Here is a 20588-nt window from a genome sequence, read left to right on the forward strand (position 1 = left end):
TGCCATGCTAAAGGCCGTAGTGTGTGACATCGGACATGTTATAGCGCGCGGTTCCATACTAAATGTCGTGCTGGCCGAAATAGGCCGCCACGATTGCGCAAAAAAGTTATACGACGCTCAGCGGTTCTATACCTGTAGCACCGCCGAGTTTGATAGTTGGGTGAGGGAGGTTATCGAGGAAAAAATAGCAGCCCTGCAAGGATTGTCGTTTAGAGAGCTGAAACCGCTGCTATCCCATGTCTCGATGACACCGTGCTTCGACGATTTTATCCGCAGAACCGGTCAACTCGGCTTGCCCGTATTGCTGGTAGGTGCCGTGCCGGCAATGATAGCTCGCCTTCTTCTCCAACTATGGAATATCGAACATCCGCACGTATCGGTTATGGGGACCGAGCTTATTATCGACAACGAAAGGATCGCGGGTGTCAGATCCGTGTGTACACCCACTAAGAAGCTGGAAGCCGTTGAGCGCTGGCTAGAGCTTAATGGGATTGAATCCGAGGACGCCATTTATATCGGCGACTCGGTTGGGGATCTCATCGTTATGAGCTCTTTTCCCAAAAGAAACCGCATTGCCATCAATGCCTCGATCCAGTGGGTGCGGGCATTTTGTAATTACTGCGTAGAAGACAGCTTTTCGGAAATCGCTGCCGTGGTCGAGGCACTGACGCTCGGGGAGAATAGGGCTTCATGAATATTCAGCAAACTCATTTGAAACGGTACGATACCTTTTCGGGTATTTCCGACCTTTCTTCGCTAGCACCGGTTTTTACTAGGCTTGATACCGAGACTAAAACTTCGACTTCGGTTACTCGGCCGACCTTCTTTTTTGCAGAGTCCGGCTCTTTTTTGCTTGAAACACCGAATCGCGATTTTTATCTGACACCGGAGAGCGGGGTGTTGGTGCGATCCGGTCAGGAGATAACAATAAGATGTTTATCCGCGGGGATGCTGGGCAATACGATCGTCGCTCCTACCGAGGTAAATTCCCTTTTTTCTTCCGATGTACAGTTCGATATCAAACTCATGTCGGAAGTCTATGACATCATAAAACGACCGTATTCGGTATCTGCTGTCGGAGGAGTGAAATTACTCTTCGGTCGAATCGGCGATATTGTGCCGGGCGGCGTGCTGGTCGCCGGATTCGACGGGGATAAATGCCTATTCGCTGTTCCTTACGATTCCCCGCCTCAACCCCGTGCATGCGATGTCTTGGTGATCGGGGCAGGGCCGATCGGTCTAGGAATAGGTGCGAGCACCGCAAATAATAGTCTCGATACGATTATACTCGGGGAACCACTTTCTTTCTGGTGGCAAAATATTCTCCCCCAGCCCCTACGCTCACCTTTGTCGGCATCGAGTATATACATCGACCGCGACAGCTACGATCTGTCCGCCTTTTGTAAGCACGGAGAAATCAATCCGGCAGGCGTACTTCAATTTTCGGTGTTTCTTGCCTATGCGCAATCCGTACTGAATCGTTACGAACATCTGGTTCGGACGGAACGGGTTGATGGGCTCCGCCGTACCGCGGATGGTTGGCTGATTGATGTTACCACGCCTTACGGAGCGGTGACCTATTCCGCCAACTCGGTTGTGGTCGCGACGGGTTTGTTACCGATGGCGAATATCCCCGGTCAAGTCAGCCCAGGAAAAGCGGTTCGACATGCTTCGGCGGTAAATCGCTTTGATCTCGAAAGACCGGACATCCAGGCCATTGCCGTCGTTGGAGGAGGGCAATCGGCGTTGGAATTCGCCCTTCATGCCTGGAAGTGCGGCAAGGACGTTTCTGTCGTTATCCGCGAGTCGGAACTGATGTTCAGGAATCTACATGAGCCGGGCCATTACTTGTATAAGGAGCTGGCAAAGCGCTCCGAGCGGATGACGCCATGGTTATCCGGCCCGCTCAAATCGAAGCTTTTGTCCTTTCTTCTGCGAGGTACCGTAGAGCCGCGTCTTCGGGACGAAATTCTCAATAGCGACATTAAGATTTTGGGTAATTTTCGAATCGCCGGCCTGGAAAGGTTTGGGAGCCGCATTCGCCTGCAGGCCGAAGACAAGCGTGAGTTACATCTGGATAGCGTCATTTTCGGAACCGGATATAGCTGGACGCTTGAGCGTCTCGGCTTTTTGAAAAATCTGCTTGGGCTCATTAAAAGCGAGGCGGGGATGCCTCGGCTGACGGCCGCGTGTGAATCATCAATACCGGGTTTATTCTTTGCCGGTTATGGTGCCATGCGGCGGGTCGGATTCAAATCGCAGTTCATACAGGGAAGCAGGCTAATTACACCGGCCATATTGAAAGAAATACTCCGTCGAAGAGAGTGTAAAAATGTCGCTGGGTAAACTCGCCGGCCTGTTTCCGCTTGCCGCGTTCGGTGCAGTCCTTGGGACGTCGTTCGAGAATCTGGCCGAGACCGGACTGTTGGTCAAACTTTCCTTGCTTGCATTTGCCTTGGTGTTTGGGTCGATTTTGGCCAAACCCATTACATGGTTGTATTCCGCCAGCCTGTTGGGTCTCGCCGTAACGTCGATAGTTTACTTCGACATCCCTTACGGAGTATGGCTCGCAAAAACCAGTAGTCTCGTGGACATCGCCCCGCTTCTCTTGTGTGTGTCTCTCTTGTCCCTGGTATTTAAGGAAGACCCATGGATCAAATCGTTCGGCGAGATGCTGAATTCCCCTGGGAAATGGGCGCCGTATAGCAAAGCGGTTTTTAGCACGATGTTGGTGGCCCCGATATTGAATATGGGCTCGATTGCAGTGATGAGTGTAGCTCTGAGTCGCGGCGAATTGCGTCAAGCACATTATGCGCGGGCCGTTGCGTCCGGCGCTGCGACCGCCATGCTGTGGTCGCCTACATTTGCTCCCATCGCTTTGGTTATGGGATTCTTCCCGTCAATTCGCTGGACCGGGACCCTGTGGGTTACGCTCCCCGTTGCTACACTGGGCTTGCTAATTCATGGACTTGTATTTGCCGAACGGGACCAGCGCGAGAGAACGGTTTGCAAACGCGATTCGAAATCCCGCTCCCCATATCTTCCGTCTATTTGGTTAATTCTTTTTATCGCTCTGCTTACCGGATTGCTGACATTCTCCAAAGTCAGCAGCACCCAGGCGATTTCTCTGGCCGCGGCGAGCCTGGTTTTTTTTTTATTGTGGTTCAGGGGCCGAAGCGGCTCGGGGCATCACTGTGCGGCGTTCTAGAATTATCGAGCAGAAACTGGCAGCGAATTTCAGGAGATGCGGCCCTGCTTTTTTGCGCCGGTTTTCTCGCGGCGGTATTGCGGCGACCGGAGATCAACGGCGTACTGCTCACCCTGCCGGCGGTGAGTTGGTTGATCTGCCTTCCTCCATTGGTATTGATTACCGCCGTACTACCGCTTTTCAATCGTTTGCCGATTCATCCTGTCATCGTTTTCAGCATCTTTGCTCCTATTTTGAGCGGTGGGGTAACCGAGCCGGAGGTATATCTTCATTATGCAGCATGGGTGGTGTACTGGCATGTCAGCCTATTGATTTCTCCGGTCTCAATTATCAATGTGACGATTGACAGCGTTTTTCCAGAACAGAAATTTAGCTTGCGTGCAAGCAAGTCGCTATGGTCATCGTTCAGTATGGCGATCTTGGCGTGCGGTTTCCTAATGGGAATCTATTATGCGGTAGAAACAGGTATCGACATTGAAAAGATTATGACGATATGTCGTCGCCTAGTATCAGATATTGACTTTTATTATTGGAGAGTTATATGTCGTCGCCTCGAGTGGGCATGCTAATCGGAACCGGGCCAACCGCCATGAAAACCTCGCTGGCGCTAAGTCTTGCAAAAGGCCTATGTCAGCGCGGTGCCTTCGTTGAAATATTCTTCTACGGAGACGGTTTGCACAACACTGAAACCGGGGTATCTGTCAAGAATATCATGAGGGATGTAGAACAGGTTGCCAGCATGGGGGCATCGTTGTCAGTATGTGTCAATATGGCTAAGAATAGAGGTATTGTAGCCAATAATATTGCCAAACATGTCAAGATTGAAAGCTTGATCAGCTTTTCTTCTATATTGTCCGATTCCGATTGTGTTGTTGCGGTAAATCCTTAGCGGGCAGAGTTTATGAGAAGGAAGATCGTTTTCTTGATGTCATCCGATCCTCTAGCTTCTGATATGGGGGTACAGATGGCTCGTATGGCAATATCGATAGGGCTTGACCACGATGTCAGCATGGTATTCAAAGGGGGCGCGAGAAGGCTGCTCCAGAAACCCACGGTATTTCGCAGCGGCATGCATAATTTCGACGGCGAGTCGGCGTTTCTGGATGAGCTGGAGATTCCGCGCTATCAATATGCGGAGTTTTCAGAGGACGAGGGCTTGGTCGAAACCGACAATCACAATATCTCGGCCATCGGGGGACGCGAGTACTGCGATTTACTGCGCAGTGCCGATGTGATCGTATCAATATGAGGCGGAACATGAGAGTGCTCGTAATCACCGATGAGAAACATTTATCTGTCGCAGATGTATTAGTGGAGGGTGATGTTTTATTCGTCACGGGAACCGCCGCAGGGATTCGGCGGGAATTTGGCGTTCCCGCTTTTAAGCTCGATGATGGCATCAATATTAATGCGAACGGCCTTCCCTTGGCCGGAATCGATAACGAATTGGTTACGGCGGTATTGAAATCAGATTCCGTCATTTTTCTATAGAGTGCGCCATGAGCAATATCAACTGTGAAAAGGCTTCTGAAGAACGGGTAGAAGATCGGATATTCCGGACCCATATCTTTTTCTGTACTAATAGCCGCGATAATCGGACGCGCAGCTGCGGCGGATCCGGAGGTCAGGATCTATTTCTTTATGCAAAGCAGAAGGTCCGTAAAAGCGGGGATAGCGCCGCAGGCGTTCGAATCAATTCGGCTGGATGCCTTGGGCGCTGTGAAAAGGGCCCGTGCGTGGTGATTTATCCGGAAGGCGCCTGGTACAGCGTGAACAACGCCGCTGATGTGGACACAATTCTCCATCATCACGTGGCTCCGGTATCCGAGGGCGGCGTGGACTGAGGGAAGTTTGGAACGCGCCGTTCGTCTGCGGGGATTTAGACGTACCGGACGTCGGGATTTTTCGGAGCCTCTTTAGGGACATCATCGACAAGGCGTCGAGGCCAATGGGCGACCGGACTTATCAGATTCTAGTCGGAAGTAACTATGGATTTCTCCACTTTGTTTTTTGGTGCCGACACGTCCTACTTGACTGCAGCGGGCGTGCGCAAGCGATTCCACTATCTGGATTCTACGGCGTCGACCCTGATGTTCAAAAACGCTCTGCGCGCCAAGGAAGCTGCATTGAGTCATTACGGAAATATTCATTCGAGTTGTCATTTCAATGCCAGGATCAGCCAGAAGTTCTTCGATCTGTCTCAAAGAGAAGTATTGAGGTTCTTCAATGTGGATGAGTCGACCCACTCCGTTATTTTTATGGGGTCTGGAGTGACTGCGGCGCTCAATTTTCTCGCGCGCACGATGCAGGAAGGATTCGGGGAAAAGTCTACCGTTGCCATTTCTCCGATGGAGCACCATTCCAACGATCTGCCCCATCGAAAGTATTCGGGCAAATTGCTGTTGCTGCCCTTGCTGTCTACTGATGGCGAGCTGGGTTGTATTGACGTGCAAGGCAGCCGAGACCTCATAGCAGAACATGCCTCGGACCTGCGATACGTCAGTGTTACCGGGGTGTCCAACGTGACCGGGATCATCAATCCCATTGCGCAGTTGTCGGAAATCTGCCGGGATTACGACGTACCGTTGATTGTCGACGGCGCCCAGATGGTTGCTCATGTTCCCTTGGATTTGTCGGCGGGAGCACTGGCGAACATCAGTGCGTTGGTGTTTTCTTCGCATAAGATCTATGCGCCGGGAGGTCCTGGCGTCATCGTGGCGCGCAATGAATTTCTGAAACAGCTGCCCGCGGTGGAGCTTGGGGGCGGCATGGTAGGGAAGGTACATCGCCAAGGTTATGAGCTCGCGACGTCGCTTAGCGGTAGATTTCAGGCCGGAACCCCGAATATTCTTGGGGCGGTGGAACTCGGGTGCGCTCTAAACATGCTTATGGACATAGGCATGGAGAAGGTACAGGCGCATGAACGGGCACTTATGGATCTCGTCTGGGGTGTGCTGACAGAACATCCTAAAGTGAAGATTTACGGTTCCAAGAACCGTACAACCGCGCCCCGTGCCGGTGCAATATCGTTCAACATCACGGGAGTCGAACATGGCTTGGCAGCGATGATTCTGAATGATTATCACTGTGTAGCGGTACGAAACGAATGCTTTTGTGCGCATCCTTACGTTCGCGACCTGATGCTGGATGACCTATGGAATATTCCGGTGGATGGGCTTACCGAAGATCAAGTCCGGGTTCGGGTTTTGGAAATGAGCGGCATGCTTCGGGTCTCTTTCGGACTTTACAATACGGCCGAGGATGTTCTTGCCATGGCCGAAGGCGTTGGCGACATCGCCGAAAATGTGAATTCCTACCGGCGTTTGTATGTTTCAAAAGGTGACGGAAACTTCGAGGCGATCGATGGCGGGAGCGATCTCAATGCCATTGATCAGGACATGATTTTCGGTCGTAGGCCTACGTTTCCAGGCAGCTCTATTCGATAGCGGAACGAGCATGGACGCGGCTGATTCGCGTAGCGGAGGCGGTCTTCTTGAAGCCTGTTTCGGCTTTCTGGCGCTGACGATTGCGATAGGCATCGGTCGCTTTTCCTTTACGCCCATCGTTGCGCTGATGAAGCACCGCATGGTGCTGTCGGATGCCGTACTGGGCACTGTGGCGTCGGCCCACCATCTGGGGTATCTCGCCGGGGTGGTGATCGCCTTTAAGGTGGCTTTGGATTACCGACGGTCGGCACAGCTCATAATTCTTCTTTGCGCTGTGAATGCGGGGACTTTCCTGCTATTTCCTTCTCTTTCGGACTCGGTTCCTGTCTGGTTGGCTCTTAGGGTGATTTCAGGAGCGGCCAGCGGTGTGTCGTTCATGCTGGCCGTCAATGCGGTGGCCGGTGCCTTGGCGGCACACCAGAGGACTTGGTTGCCATTCTTCAGTTTTTCCGGCGTAGGTGTCGGCATTGTTATCGGCGCACTGGGGTGCCTCGCGGCAGGGGATGATTGGCGTGACGCCTGGCGTATCTGCGGCGGAATTGCCGGTTTCGGCTGCGTGCTGTTGATGGGGCTGTTTTATGGCGCAGATTGGCAACGGCCTTTACCAGTGAAGGTTCCCTCCCGTCATGGCGCAAACCGCCAGCGCTATCCGTTCTTTCTCCTGTTTACCTATACCGTTGAAGGTGGGGCATACATCGTCACCGCGACCTTCTTAGTGCTGGGGATCACAGAGTCGGGCATCGTTCAGGCTGAATATGCGGGGTGGTATTGGGTCGGCTTTGGCCTGGTTACGGCACCATCGACATTATTGTGGGCCAAAGTGGTGTCCCGCTTTGGCTATGGATATTCCCTGGCAGCGGCCTACTGGCTCCAGATGGCCGGGGCGCTGCTGGCGACGTCCGAGCAAATATACGCTTTGATGGTTGCGACGTTACTGCTTGGGATTACCTTCATGGGTATCACTTCGATAGCTATCTTATGGGCGCGGACTTTAAACCCCAGGGTGGAAACCCTAGCCATGCAGCTCACGCTCGTTTATTCCATAGCGCAATTTGCGACGCCCGTCTTGGCCGGGATTTCTTTACAATCTACCGGCAGTGTGAATCAGGCCTATCTGGCGAGCGCCGTCGCACTTTGGTTTGCGGGAGTACTCATCTGGCGAGCTGCCTCCGGCACGAAAGATCAGCCGAACGTGGTCAGGAATCGCAGTGTGTAGCCGATCAGAAGCATTCCCGGAGTGCTCATTTTTATCCCGATAACCGGGACGGTTGTGTAGATCCAAGACCCGGCGGCCTGACGTTGTGATTCATTGAGCTAAACCCCCCGGCTTTGCCGGCGGTGGTTTAACTGCTGAACGACCCCATCCAGCGACTAGCTGTCGTCCGATTCTGCTGTCTGCACAGATCGACCTGGATTCGCGGGTATCTTGGAATCCACAAGCGATTGATTTTCAACTGGCTTTTCACGGTTTTGGGACTAAATCGACCGACTTTGATTGGAAGGGGGCTCCGCCGCTCGCGAGGACAACCTTTGCGATTGAACTCGATGCCCTTTAAGCCGCCGTAGTACGTATCGCGCACAAGGGAATGAGCAGCGTTGCCGATTTCGGAATCCCGTATTCTGCAAGCTCCATGCGGGTTACGGGGAAAGGAAAATGGTGGCTGCGAATTTTTTTGACGGACGATGGAGGGAAACCGCTCGCCATACGTCTTATTACGATAGAGTCAGTGAACGATTGAAATTGGGGGAGAGGACGCGACCTGCCTCCGCCACGTACGAATGCCAATTGGACGCTCCATAAAGCTCTCTTCCCCGGGGCTGAATTCGCCGGATAGGGCAACCTGACGTGAATCATTGCTGAAATGATGATGCGGTGCTTTTCTTGACGATTTTGCTCTTAGGCGCAATTACCCGAGTTTCGAAGCCTTGAAATGCTCTTGCCGAACTATATTCGGCGATGTCGGCGGGAAATACCGCAGTGATTTTATGGGCTGTTTACTTTACGCTGTAATATTTTAGTGAAAAACTCACATACCAAATTTTCGATACACGCTAAAGTTAATCATGAATGTTTCTGTAACACACAGCGTCGTAGTATCTCAGGCAGGCGAACGAGCGAATAAGCATTAGCCTGCCGACGAAGGATTCGGGTCCTCGCGCAGTTGAGCTTATAAGCTATATTGAAAGGGTTCACGTGAGCTAACGCGACGGGTAGAGCAATGCCGCCGGCTGCGGTAGCTGCCTGGGGACGAAGCTATCAGAAACTTGGAGAGACTGGCTCGAATGTGGAAAGCGGTAACACCCTCTTGCTTATCCACGATAAGCGCGCGGCCTCAATGCCGCGGTTTCTCGGGCTGTACGGGTGAGCCAATAGCTGAAGTATCGGGGGCGCAAATTAAGGCTTGATGCCTAAGCTCCGGTAAACGGAAAACTCTTGCGCTTTTTTTAACTGAGTAAATTGGAAAACTCTCTGTTAACTATGCGGAAACAACGCCATACTGCTTACAGCAACTGCTCTATCGAGGCGACACTAGATGTCATTAGTGGAAAATGGAAAGGAGGAATCTTGGTCCATCTATCCGAAGGAACAAAGCGGTTTAACGAACTACACAGGCTGCTGTCTTCGGTGACTCATCGCACCTTGACCAACCAATTAAGGGAATTGGAAAACGATGGATTGATCGCGCGTAAAGTCTATCCGGAGATTCCTCCAAAAGTAGAGTATTCGCTGAACGGAGTTAGGTCGCACCTTAGAGCCCGTATTGATCGAGCTGCAGTCCTGGGGAAAGGTATTTTGCGAGCAGCGACAGGCGGATCGATGAAACAGAGGCAAGTTCCAAGGGCCACCCTCATATGGCCAGCTTCAAGAAGGCTCGACTGACATGAAGACACTTGGGATTACGACAAACCGCTCGCTAAACGAACTCAGCCGTGCCCGGTACAAAGAGCGAGTACCGATGAATCGGGGCACCAAGATCTGATTATGAAGGAGTAGCCATGCCGCTAAATCGAAGGGAGTTTGTTACTCTCGCTGCTGTCGGAATCACATCGGGTTTGCTTGCATCCAATCCGGTAAAGGCGGCTGCTGCACCAAGAATCAAGGCGATTGTCTTCGATGCCTTTACGACCTTCGACCCGCAGCCGGTTTTTGCCCTCGCGGAGAAGCTATTTCCCGGGAAGGGCAGCGAGCTCGGCAAGATCTGGCGCGTCCGGCAATTTGAATATGCCTGGCTGCGCACCCTGTCGCGGAGCTATGCGGATTTCTGGCAGGTGACGGAAGAATCGCTGGTTTTCGCTGCGCGAATGCTTGAATTGGAACTGAGCGAGGAAAAGCGTCGACAGCTGATGCAAGCTTACCTCGAAATCAAGGCCTGGCCGGATGCGGCGTCCGCGCTGACCACACTGAAAACGATGGGTATTCGCATGGCGTTTCTCTCCAATCTGACCGAGACCATGCTCGATGCCGCCATAAGAAATTCGAGCCTGGAGGGGATCTTCGAAAAGCGTCTGAGTACCGACCGGGTCAAAGCCTATAAACCCGACCCCCGCGCTTATCAGATGGGGATCGATGCCTTCGGCCTATCGCGGGGTGAAATAGCTTTCGCCGCATTCGGCGGCTGGGATGCCGCAGGTGCCAAATCGTTCGGCTATCCCACCTTCTGGGTCAATCGCTTGGGACTGCCGTCGGAGGAGTTGGGCATTGTGCCGGACGGTATCGGAAGCGATTTAAAGGATTTAGTCCGGTTCGTGAAAACACCGGGAGTTCGGCGGTCGTAATCTCCCTTTGCCCTAGACTGTCGACGGCTTTTCTGCCGCAGTCCGTGGTGCTTGGCAAGCGCATGCAGGGGGGATCCGGATCGCCCCTGCATGCCGGCTGCTCAGGAAAATCGTCAGCTCGGTATCAACTGCCTCTCGGGCGGTTCCATTGACCGTCTCCTCATTTTTGGCGGTCGCCATAGGATTCGCGAACAACGGTCACGGTCTAGACGGCAGGAATTCGCGCCAGAACCGGCACGCCGAATTTCTCTTCGACGCCTTCAGGCGTATACAGAGAGCGCCTCCTCAACTCCGCGAAATAGGCGATACTGATGGCGGCCAGGAGACCAAATAGTGTGCCTACCAATACTTTTACCAGCTTTGCCGCGTTCATGGGCTTCGGAGAAATCGTGGGTTCCTGAAAGACCCGCACATTGGTCACTTTCTTGAGGTCGAGCTCTTCGGAAACTTTGGTTTCCTCGAGCTTGGTCAGATAGTCCTTGTAAAGATTCTCCTTTACGGCAAGGCGAGTTTGGAGATTAAGAAGTTCTCCTTTATGCAAATTGATTGACGATAAGTGGTTATTGATTTGTTTTAGGGTTTCACGGGCATCCTTAATGGTTGCCTTGGCGCTGAGTAATTCGGGCTCAAGGCGCGTCGTTTCCAGTTCCAATTCCCAGTAGGCCGGGTTCGGCCGGCGCAGGAATCGGGCAGTTCTTTCAGCTTCCTTTGCGCGCATGAATTCCTCGACATTGGCGATATCTTGCCGGACTTCGGCCACTGTCCTGCTGGTTTCCGTGTATTTTCGCAATAGTTCTTGCTCCTTGAGCCGTAGTTCGAACAGTCTCTGCTGAGCGAAGTCGCCTTCGATCGGCAAAGCTTCGTTCTTCGGTATTTTCTGCTTCAGCTTCTGGAGAGATTCCAATTTATGAGACAGTTCGTTGACCCGCGCTCTGGAAAGGCGAAGGGTTTCTTCCACGGCCGATTGACGCTGGAGCAGCAACCGCACCTGTTCGTCGACATTGACAATACCGTATTTCAGGGTGAAATCCCGCAGAGCACGTGTGGCTTCGTCGAGTCCCGCAGTATATTCGGCGAGCTTTTGCTCGAAAAACGGAGCTCGAGACTCTCCATAAAGCCGTACATGCTTGTCGATGAAGCTATTGATCAGCAAATCGACGACCCGCTTGGCGAGGGGTGCGTCCTCGTGAGCATAATGTACGTGAATCACGCCTGAATTCTTTACGCTCTTGACTGCTAGCGCTTTGTCGAAATTCAATAACGCTGCATCCATAACAGCTTGGTCCTGCGGATCGGAATTTTTTAAGTCGGGAAATAAGTTTTTGATGCCTATCGAAGTAATTACTTTCTGCCGCAGGTCTATGCTATTCAGGAGTTCCGATTCCGTGTTAAGCAATTCTTCCATTCTGAGCTCGCGTCTGGAGCTACTGTAAGACCCGCTGACTTCGGGTATATATTTATATTCGCGGCCGAGGTTAAGCAATAGAGCGGCATGGGCTTCGTAAACGGGTTTTTCAAGAAACGCAGTGATTGCCCCAGCGGATAAAGCAACTAAAAAAGCGGCTAAGGCCTTACGTTTATGCCTGCGCAGCATGATAACGAGATTCGAGTCCATGATTTGGCTGTTGGCGAGTGTCACGGTTATATCCCTATAGTAAGTTACTGAGAAATTACACTGAAATCGAAAGCCTGTCAGAGCGGCTCAGTTCCCATGCTGCCGCCTGAGGAAGAGAAAGCGCGATTCCTATGAGAATCCAGAAATATTTCGGGTAGGATTCGTGTAGAAACAAGCTGCTGACCAAAAAACCGAAGAGGCCTATGCTAAAGGCCGCTACGAGATGTCCGTAGTCATAGCGGCCTGCTTGCTCGAATTTCTGTTTTGCCTGCCTCAGGCTTTTCGCCATAAGCCACAATAGAGCGGCGAAACTCGTCATACCGATGAGTCCTCGTTCCGCGGCGATTTGAAGATAAAGACTATGCGCGTTCCGATTCTCGCCTCGATTCATGAGATGCAAGTCCTGGCTGTAACGCTGGAAATTGAAAATATAATTGCCGGCTCCGACACCAAGTAACGGGTTATCCGCAAACATGCGCATCGCGGTCAGCATTTCGGCTTTCCTGCCATCGACCGAAACGTCGGCAGCGCTGGTTTCGGAGGACGCCTTTTCACCGGAAAAGGCGGCAATCAGATCATTCACTCGCGCAACATAAGCGTTCGGAGCAAGCAATATCAGACAGCCGCCTAAGGCTAAGCCGGACAGTAGCACTCTCGGCGAAATGCGAACGTACAACAGCGAAAGACATGCCATGCCGACGATTCCTACGAGCGCGCCCCTAGAGTATGTGAGGCTAATCGCCAATATGACCAATAGGACGGTGATGGCCGCGAGCGGCCGAAGAAGACGTATCGGTTCGTTCAACAGGCGCTCTATGCATAGCGGTACGATGGGTATCAGAATCAGGGCGTAAAAATTCGGATCGGTCAGCGGCCCGGAAATGCGGTAATCACCCAATTCCTTACCAAGTTCATCGTATGCGGCATTCGCAAATCCGGCGAAATTGAACCAATAGGCCCCGGTCACGAATTGGGCGAAGTTCATCGAGACCAGAAACAATGCTCCGAATATCAATGCCCAGATCAAGAGCCGGAAGGAGACGCCTGTTCTCGATATCAATATTATGAGAATACAAATAATCCCTTCCCGGATATGGTTGAAAACGAATTCCTGTGCGTCCCGGAAATAATCCGAATAAGACAGAGACACTAGGATAAGAGACATGTACAGCAAGGCAAGTAGGACCGGTTTGGCCGTTCCCGCGGGTCTCTCGCCGGCGATGAAGCGAAGGGTTAGAGCGGTGATCAGGAAGGCGCCGAACAGTTTGGTCGGCGAAGGTATTCCGTGCTCGATGGCAACATCCGCGGCATTTGTATAGATGATGAAGGTCAGCGCGGCCAAGCCCCAGTCGACACGCACGAAGCTCAGAACGGCGGCGGGCAGTCCGACGAATACGACAATGAACATCAGCGCGAGTTCGATGGCTTCCAGATGCGAAACCAGCAGAATCGGAATGAGCGCGCTCGTGCCCAGGGCAATGAGATCCCACTTCTGGGCTGCGATCCATCGCCCCATCTCCTCGGCTTTTGGTAACGAAGTCCATGTTTTTGTTACCACCTTACCCTCCATGTGTCCGCTCGAATTCCTTACCGTTAAAGATTCTAGCTTGGTGCGCTAGCAACCGATGGCGCGCCGGGTAAACAAAACCTGAAAGGTGCGCAGAAGTATTTCGATGTCGAGTCGAAGACAGGCCCGTTCAATGTAGGCGATATCGAGTTGCGACCGTTCATCAAACTCGGTCTTGTTTCTGCCCAGGATTTGCCACAGGCCGGTGATACCGGGAATCACGTCCAGCCGCTCGGTTTGCCAGAGCGTGTAGGTTTCCGGACGGAAAGAGGTCGGCCGAGGTCCGACCAGCGTCATTTGACCGAGAAGAAGATTGAAGATTTGCGGGAGTTCATCCAGGCTCGTTTTTCGCAAGATCTTGCCTACTCGGGTTATCCTCGGGTCATCCTTGATCTTGAAGTCGGGCCACTGGAGCTCATTCAAATGCATCAGCTCATATTTTAAGGCTTCGGCGTTAGGTACCATGGTTCTGAATTTGTAGATACAAAATCGATACCCGTTTTTGCCGGTTCGCTCCTGCAAGAAGAAAATCGGATCTCTGGGAGATTCCAGTTTGATTAGTATTGAAATGATGATTATTAGAGGTATCCATACCGGGCTGCTCAATATTACGAATAATGCGTCAAACAGCCGCTTGGCAAATAAATATCCTTTATTATCCGGCAGTCGCAGCCTCGGTTTGAACCGGTCCAGCCATTTCAGATCGTTGCCGTAGCGCTGTTTCAACGTTGGGCTGATCATGCGGCTTGCTCCTCGGTCTCTTCCACCGGCACGCTCGGCTTGCCGTCCACCAGACTCATTTCGGCGGCATTGATTAGGGCTTCAAGGGTGAAGCCGTCGGTCGGAAAAGATGCGGCTCCCGCCGATACGGGAAGATCCAGATCTTCTTTGGCGGTGGTTTGAATGCGTTGCGCCAATGCGTTGCACGCTTCCAGAGTGGTTGACGGGCACATGATCAGCAACTTCGAGTCATGCTCTGTAGACATGACGATCATATCACTGCGTCTGAACCCGGCCACAATCTGATTTATCAATCGGGTCTTGAGATAGCGTTTAAGATAGCGTTCGGAAAGTTCGCGCAATAAAATTCTTTGATAATGGGATAGCGATATCTTGTTGCAGTTCTCTTTGATATCTAAGACGATTACGCTAAGCGGGTATCCGGATCTCCGGCTCTGATATAAATATGTATTAATATCGTCAAAGGAATCCGGGAGTTTGGCAATCGGTTTATGGATATCGTTCAGGAGCATCTTCTCGAGCTCCTCCGAAATATGTGATATCCAGTTCGATACGGAATGGGCAAAATAAACCAGAATACCGAGCAAAAAGGTTTCTATGAAACCGAAGAAATGGATCGGCTGTCCTGGTCCGTAGCGAACGGAAAGGGCGAGGCTAGTGCCTATGACCAACAGGAGAGGCAGGTATATGGAATGTCTGGCCCAGAATTTCCATCCAGCCACGATGATCGTGGCCGAGAGGACGGCCAGAATTTTGCTATCCGTGGAGACGCTGGGGATCGAATATGCCCCTAGATCCACGATGTCCGGACCGAAAAGTACGAAAATCGTTGTAAGCAAGCCTAGTAAGTCCTTTGAAATAGATTTCATTTGCAAACACTCCTTTTCTTGCAAACTCTATTTTTTCTCTATCGTTATACGGTCTCTATCAAGGCTCTTCCTGTAGCGATGAAGGCGCCGAATGGAAATCGGGTCGTGCTCGATCGCCGTATCCTGCATTACCTTCGATAATCTATAAGAAATGTTCCGGAATGGCTTTCAGGCGGATTGCGGCATTTCGCTTCAGTCGGCTCTGAGGAGGCGTTAAACTGAGCTTGCATTTAGGGGAAGGGGGGGCGCGGAGAGGGGGGCTCGGCACATTGCAGAAAGAACGCCGATATAAAAGCTTTCCGCTTTCCGACAGGTGCGGACCGCCTCGAAAAGGAAACTTTACAACAACGCGGCGTACAATCGGCTCAATCGCAGTCTCGGGCGAGCGGTACGATCCGCTTTTCCCGAGGTGTTTCGGGTTTGCACGAAAGGATGCGCTGTCCATTGCCAGACTCCATAAGTCGACTCTCCTTCCTGGATCGGACCCGGGCTGCGTGCAGTCCGACCGGTCTTACACACTATATCAAATTGTCTGCGAATCAAAATAGATAAAGATCAATCATCGCGCCTTGTTTTTAAAGCTTTAGACGCTTAGCCAAACTTTGTTTGAATTTTATAACTGAATCGGCAGTCCAACGGAACGAAGGAATGGATCGAAAACGGAACAGCGAAATCGGCATACGGCGGAAGCGTTCAGGATTCACGGCGCTTCTTACCAATTCTATTCGTCCATCGCCGGTTTCAAGGCATATGGAGAAGCCGGACGCCAAAACAAGACGAAGGACGGTACCGATCGACGCGGCAGAACGTCGAGGCGAGGATGAGAAAACGGGGAAAAAAGGATGTGGCGGAACGCATGCGGCGAGCGGTGTAACGGCGCTGGAATAAGGATTAACATCTGTTGGCGTGCCCCAAGATTTGTATTAGAGTAAAAAGCGCCTGTCATGTGTATATCGCACAATGTACATGGAGGGCTGACCGCCACGGTCTGCCGTAATAGTGCCTGTGCGGCTGATTCTTATGTGCCCAGAGGTCGGAAGAATCAGCCCGCGAACGATTTCTGACAAGGGACTGTACAATGATTCATGCAGGCAAGAAGACGGTACATGCCGTTGCGTGGAATTACGCGTCTTTTGCGCTGAGCAAAGGCGTCGTGCTGATCACTATGGCTGTACTCACCAGGCTTCTGCCTCCCGAAACCTTCGGGATCGTCAGCCTGGCAACGGTCATCATCTCATACCTTTCCCTGCTTCAGGATTTGGGGCTGGGAAGCGCACTCATACAGCAGCGGAGCAACGTTCAGGAAGCCGCGAATACGGTCTACGCCGCGAATTTTATCGTTGGAATACTGTTCTTTTCGCTGACCTTCGCCATCGCTCCCGCGGCGGCGATCTTCTTTCGCGTACCCGCGGTAGAGACCATGCTGAAGGTTCTCGCCTTCACCTTCGTCATCGATCCGTTCGGCTCGGTCCATATTGCACTTCTCCAGCGGGACTTGGCGTTCCGCAAAAAACTCGTCCCGGACCTCGGCCGTTTGCTTGTCAAAGCGGTTGTTACGATCGTTCTGGCCGTAAAAGGATTCGGCGCGTGGTCGCTGATCATCGGCCAGTTGGCGAGTTCAGTGTCGGGTGTCATCCTCGCACGCATCATTCTGCGGCACAAATTGAGGTTGCGATTCGAAAAGGCACAGCTGGGTCGTCTCTTGAAGTTCAGTGTTCCTTTCATGGGATTCAATCTGGTCAATGCCCTGATATCGAATATGGAGTTCGTCGTGATTGGCCGAGCCCTTGGCGAGGCGGCGCTGGGCATTTACACGATAACGTATCGGATAGTCGATCTACTGATCATGAACGTTTGGGTCGTATTGGCCGGAGCCATGTTTCCGGCGTTGGCGACCATACAACACCAGCCGCATTTGCTGCGACGAGCGTTTCTATCGGTCACTCAATACGTTCAGGTTTTCATCGTTCCGATATCGCTTGGGCTCATCATCACGGCGGAACCGATTGTCCGGGTTTTGCTCGGTACCCAGTGGCTGGAAGCCATACCGATCCTCCGGCTGCTGCCTGTCGCATTTCTCATTTTCTCCATCGGCACGACCGCGGGGGATGTATATAAGGCGATCGGACGCCCCGCGTTGTTGCTGAAGATGGGCCTATTACACGTCGCGATACTGATCCCTTTGCTCCTGCTCGGTGTTCAATATAAGCTCGTCGGCGTGGCGCTGAGCCTGATTGCGACTGCGTTTCTGGTGAAAATCGTTCACTTGGTCGTGGTCGTACGGGTTATCGGCGTTACGGTGTCCGAATTGATGCGCGCACTCAGGCCGGCGTTTGTCGGCGGGACGGCGCTCACCATCGTCACGACGCCGCTGATCTACAGCATCGGCGATCAGTCGCCGGTGGTACAACTGGCAGCTGCGGGCGCAGCGGGAGCAGCGACTTATTTTGGAACATTATGGTTATTGGAAAAGGAGGTTGTCATTAAGGGAGCAAATACAATACTCGATGCCGTCAGGCGTTAAGGCGCCGGAAAAGCATTCCGGGCTATCGAACTTTTATGAGCCTTGAATAGCCGATGACGGCCGGTATTTCGGTAATTCACGAACTTATTCAACGGATAGGGTGTTATGAACGGAGTCAACCAGATTGCGCGAGGTCGCAAAGCTATTTTTGCTCGTCTGGCAGGATTAATGGCGCTTGTAATCGTTATGGGCTGCTATGGGTGCAGCGTTAAGCGCCCCACTCTGGATCCCAAAACTGCATTGGCTGAAGTGGAAAGCAGGTACGAGGTTCCGTCCGGTTACCGAATTCAGCCCGGTGATCAGCTGGACGTGAAATTCTTTTATACCCCTGAATTCAACGAGTCGGTCGTCGTACGGCCGGACGGCAAAATCTCTCTCCAGCTGATCGACGATGTACAGGCCGCGGGGCTGAATCCTGCCCAGCTCGACGACATGCTGACGGAAGCCTATTCCAGGGAGCTGAAGGAGCCTGCCGTCACGGTGCTGGTTCGGACGCTTACCGAGCCGAGAGTCTATCTGGCGGGAGATATAGCAAGGCCTGGATTCATTCCGGTAAGAACCAGAATCGGAGTTCTCCAAGCCATCGACGAAGCCGGGGGATTCCTCGAAACGGCGAATATCAGTGACGTCACCGTCATTCGAAAGGGACCGAATAACCAACCGACGACGCATTTAGTGAATGTGGAAGATATACTCGACGGCGAGCTAAGCGATTCGGATTTTCTGCTTCAGCCCACGGATGTCGTTTTCGTGCCCAAACGCGGCGTCGCGAAGGTCGCGGGTTTCATGGATCAAGTTCGGAAGATTCTGATGCTCAACGGGCTCTTCGTACCGCTATTTTGAGGCTGTGGCATAAGCGCGCCCAGTGCGTACCCTGCGTGCAGCACGGCTTTGACGAGAGAAATTCGGGCGGCCGTTTCATCTCGAAAAAGTGCGCACGCAGGGGGCCGTGCCTAGCGAATTGTTAGTACTGGTCGCTAGGCGCTATGGCATAGACACGCCCTTTGGTGATCAGGCCATCGATCAGATCGGTCGGATAGTTCTTCCAGCCGAACGATTGTTCTCCCAGCCCCAGTGCATCCCATTTGCTGCGCGCGGTGGCGTAATCCTCGAACTGGAAGTGTGCGCCGCCGGCGGTGTCGGTGATGAACCAGCCGTAGTCCCGAAGCGCTACCGCGATGATGCGCGCGGCCTGCTTGGTTTGTTCGGACAATTCGCTAGGTAGCGAGTTTACCCATTCGTCGATCTCCGCATCGGTGATGTTCAGGGCGAAGCGGGTTCCCATGGGCATGCCGTTCTGCGTAACCCGGCCGTCCGACTTGATGGCCGGTGGCACGAACGTCTTCGCGGTGTTCCGGCTCGGCATGGACAGGGCGTGCTCGATCCTGCCCTGCGCGATCTCCTCGGGTCTGACCAGCATGGCGAGATAGGGAATACCGCAGCCACGTGACGGTTTGAAGCCGTCTTCCTTGGTGAAATACGAGTCCGGTACCAGATTGCCGTTCGAGACGCGGATTCTGGAGCCGTTGAAGTTCACCTGCCACAGATCCCATTCACGACCGGTCGCCGGGTCGAGGATGATGACCTGGCCGTCGGAACCGTTGGCGGCCTTCCAGTTCGGGTTCCAGGGGATTTCGCCGCCCTTGAGATTACCCCAGGTGCCTTGTACCGGATAAGAGCGCTGCGCGCTGTCGACCATATAGACCGGATAGGTGTACCCGCTGAAGGACAGGTTGAAATTGCCTTCACGCGAAGGCGAATATTTCAACAGACGATTGCTCAAGGTGTCGGATTGAGGATGTCGCGGCAAGCCGTCCACCGGTATATTCCAGGGTGCATTCGGGCCGAATGGGCGTACATATTCGGCTTCCGCCGCTCCGGCGGACTGAGCCGTCACCAGGGTCGCCGCGATCGACAGACCTAGGATGGCTTTGCGGACTATTTTCTTATTGCGGCCGTCGGCAATTCGTTTGCTGGCGCATTTGGCTGAAGGAAGGTAAGAGTTTATCGATTTCATGTTTTCTCCCGTGGGATTATTTACGCTAAATGTCGAGGCATTGCGGGTGTGTTCCGCCATGCCAGGTTTTCTAAGCTCCGGTTGCCGACGGCTTATCGAAAACCGCCGCAAGCGCCGGGCTTTAGCGTCCCTGGGACCAACTCCATCGTTCCTGACAGGTTCAGCGTTGGTCGAACTACCGGTTGTTCAAGCAGTTCCATTCGTCTTCCCAAAGTACGAGTACGCCCGATATAAGCTATGGCTGAATCCCATGTGTCATTGACTGCTGCTTCGAATAACTCAGTGATGAAGACGGCATCAGCCCCGTTCGATATCGGCGAACGTTGGTGAGATTCATTACTGGGTTATTCAGGGCCGGTCGAGTAGGACTTCGCGCGTCCCGGAAGAACGGCTCGGCGAGCAGCGTGTTGTCCTTCTCGGTGGCTCGGCTATTCGAGACAGCGGTCTACTAAAGAGGCACAGAGGCAAGCATGTTTAAACGCTTCAATCGTCCAAGCTAAGAAACTCATGGCTTAAGTGAAGGCAATTTTCGTTATCGGGCAATCGCTCGTCACTTGTGCAGCCTATTAAGCATGTGCCGTGCCAACTCTGTTTAAAATTCGAATTATCGGGGGTTTGACGTCTTCAAGGTGTCGCCGACTACGTAGATGTACTTATCAATCGACGCCGATGTGCGACAGATGACCGGCTTCATTGACGCAAGGGCTTGGTTCTGGGGGCCGCCCGGCATCCGTGACGGGCAGCGAAATCCGGCTCACTGGAGGGGACGAAATCGGCGCTAAAAACCGAAAATGTGAGCCGGAAGCAAGTAGGGTCGCCGAAAA

At 52.7% G+C, this 20588-nt stretch carries 19 protein-coding genes; 14 read left to right on the forward strand and 5 right to left on the reverse strand.

Features of this window, described 5'->3' with window-relative positions; all coding sequences use genetic code 11:
• Nucleotides 1-4: 4 nt before the first annotated feature.
• From sS8_RS01235 to sS8_RS01285, 12 genes are all read left to right on the forward strand, one after another.
• Entirely contained in the window at nt 5-694 is a 690-nt protein-coding gene (locus tag sS8_RS01235) for a haloacid dehalogenase-like hydrolase (protein ID WP_119628058.1), read from the forward strand.
• Complete coding sequence (locus tag sS8_RS01240; RefSeq protein ID WP_119628059.1) at nt 691-2346, forward strand: NAD(P)-binding domain-containing protein; 1656 nt, start codon at nt 691-693, stop codon at nt 2344-2346. The genes sS8_RS01235 and sS8_RS01240 overlap by 4 nt, the downstream gene beginning before the upstream one ends.
• Nucleotides 2333-3208 carry a hypothetical protein gene (locus sS8_RS01245; RefSeq protein ID WP_119628060.1) on the forward strand — a complete coding sequence of 292 codons (876 nt, stop codon included), beginning with the start codon at nt 2333-2335 and terminating at the stop codon, nt 3206-3208. The genes sS8_RS01240 and sS8_RS01245 overlap by 14 nt, the downstream gene beginning before the upstream one ends.
• Nucleotides 3160-3777 (forward strand): hypothetical protein, encoded by a 618-nt coding sequence (locus tag sS8_RS27505; RefSeq protein ID WP_145986366.1) that lies wholly within the window; start codon nt 3160-3162, stop codon nt 3775-3777. The genes sS8_RS01245 and sS8_RS27505 overlap by 49 nt, the downstream gene beginning before the upstream one ends.
• Nucleotides 3778-3797: 20 nt before the next feature.
• On the forward strand, nt 3798-4097 hold the full coding sequence (locus sS8_RS01250) for a DsrE family protein (RefSeq protein ID WP_170160896.1): 300 nt from the start codon (nt 3798-3800) through the stop codon (nt 4095-4097).
• Nucleotides 4098-4181: 84 nt separating this feature from the next.
• Nucleotides 4182-4457: a hypothetical protein gene (locus sS8_RS01255; RefSeq protein ID WP_145986367.1), complete on the forward strand. Its 276-nt coding sequence runs from the start codon at nt 4182-4184 to the stop codon at nt 4455-4457.
• 8 nt (nt 4458-4465) lie between these two features.
• Nucleotides 4466-4699 (forward strand): hypothetical protein, encoded by a 234-nt coding sequence (locus sS8_RS01260; protein WP_145986368.1) that lies wholly within the window; start codon nt 4466-4468, stop codon nt 4697-4699.
• Nucleotides 4700-4707: 8 nt separating this feature from the next.
• Nucleotides 4708-5052: a (2Fe-2S) ferredoxin domain-containing protein gene (locus sS8_RS01265; protein WP_119628064.1), complete on the forward strand. Its 345-nt coding sequence runs from the start codon at nt 4708-4710 to the stop codon at nt 5050-5052.
• Between the two features lie 144 nt (nt 5053-5196).
• A complete protein-coding gene (locus sS8_RS01270) occupies nt 5197-6654 on the forward strand; it encodes an aminotransferase class V-fold PLP-dependent enzyme (protein WP_119628065.1) in 1458 nt (485 codons plus the stop codon).
• Nucleotides 6655-6664: 10 nt separating this feature from the next.
• Entirely contained in the window at nt 6665-7870 is a 1206-nt protein-coding gene (locus sS8_RS01275) for a YbfB/YjiJ family MFS transporter (RefSeq protein WP_119628066.1), read from the forward strand.
• Nucleotides 7871-9133: 1263 nt separating this feature from the next.
• Complete coding sequence (locus sS8_RS01280) at nt 9134-9535, forward strand: winged helix-turn-helix transcriptional regulator (protein ID WP_408631161.1); 402 nt, start codon at nt 9134-9136, stop codon at nt 9533-9535.
• A 116-nt stretch (nt 9536-9651) separates the two neighbouring features.
• The gene (locus sS8_RS01285; protein ID WP_119628067.1) at nt 9652-10431 is read left to right on the forward strand and encodes a haloacid dehalogenase type II; all 780 of its coding nucleotides are present in this window, start codon (nt 9652-9654) and stop codon (nt 10429-10431) included.
• A gap of 205 nt (nt 10432-10636) precedes the next feature.
• On the opposite strand, the gene sS8_RS01290 is transcribed toward sS8_RS01285, so the two are convergent.
• The 4 genes from sS8_RS01290 to sS8_RS01305 all read right to left on the reverse strand — a co-directional run bounded on the left by sS8_RS01290 (nt 10637) and on the right by sS8_RS01305 (nt 15223).
• The gene (locus sS8_RS01290) at nt 10637-12070 is read right to left on the reverse strand and encodes a GumC family protein (protein WP_145986369.1); all 1434 of its coding nucleotides are present in this window, start codon (nt 12068-12070) and stop codon (nt 10637-10639) included.
• Between the two features lie 31 nt (nt 12071-12101).
• On the reverse strand, nt 12102-13562 hold the full coding sequence (locus sS8_RS01295; RefSeq protein ID WP_170160897.1) for an O-antigen ligase family protein: 1461 nt from the start codon (nt 13560-13562) through the stop codon (nt 12102-12104).
• 99 nt (nt 13563-13661) lie between these two features.
• The gene (locus tag sS8_RS01300) at nt 13662-14354 is read right to left on the reverse strand and encodes a sugar transferase (RefSeq protein ID WP_119628070.1); all 693 of its coding nucleotides are present in this window, start codon (nt 14352-14354) and stop codon (nt 13662-13664) included.
• On the reverse strand, nt 14351-15223 hold the full coding sequence (locus sS8_RS01305) for a GGDEF domain-containing protein (RefSeq protein WP_145986370.1): 873 nt from the start codon (nt 15221-15223) through the stop codon (nt 14351-14353). The genes sS8_RS01300 and sS8_RS01305 overlap by 4 nt, the downstream gene beginning before the upstream one ends.
• 1078 nt (nt 15224-16301) lie before the next feature.
• On the opposite strand from sS8_RS01305, the gene sS8_RS01310 reads away from it, so the two are divergent.
• Together sS8_RS01310 and sS8_RS01315 are read left to right on the forward strand one after the other, a co-directional pair.
• Nucleotides 16302-17747 carry a lipopolysaccharide biosynthesis protein gene (locus sS8_RS01310; RefSeq protein ID WP_119628072.1) on the forward strand — a complete coding sequence of 482 codons (1446 nt, stop codon included), beginning with the start codon at nt 16302-16304 and terminating at the stop codon, nt 17745-17747.
• Between the two features lie 168 nt (nt 17748-17915).
• Nucleotides 17916-18590 (forward strand): polysaccharide biosynthesis/export family protein, encoded by a 675-nt coding sequence (locus sS8_RS01315; RefSeq protein WP_170160898.1) that lies wholly within the window; start codon nt 17916-17918, stop codon nt 18588-18590.
• A gap of 121 nt (nt 18591-18711) precedes the next feature.
• Here sS8_RS01315 and sS8_RS01320 read toward each other — a convergent pair whose 3' ends face one another.
• On the reverse strand, nt 18712-19764 hold the full coding sequence (locus sS8_RS01320) for a hypothetical protein (RefSeq protein WP_119628074.1): 1053 nt from the start codon (nt 19762-19764) through the stop codon (nt 18712-18714).
• Between the last annotated feature and the right edge of the window lie 824 nt (nt 19765-20588).

Origin of the sequence: Methylocaldum marinum (assembly GCF_003584645.1) — a bacterium.
GTDB classification, from domain to species: Bacteria; Pseudomonadota; Gammaproteobacteria; order Methylococcales; family Methylococcaceae; genus Methylocaldum; species Methylocaldum marinum.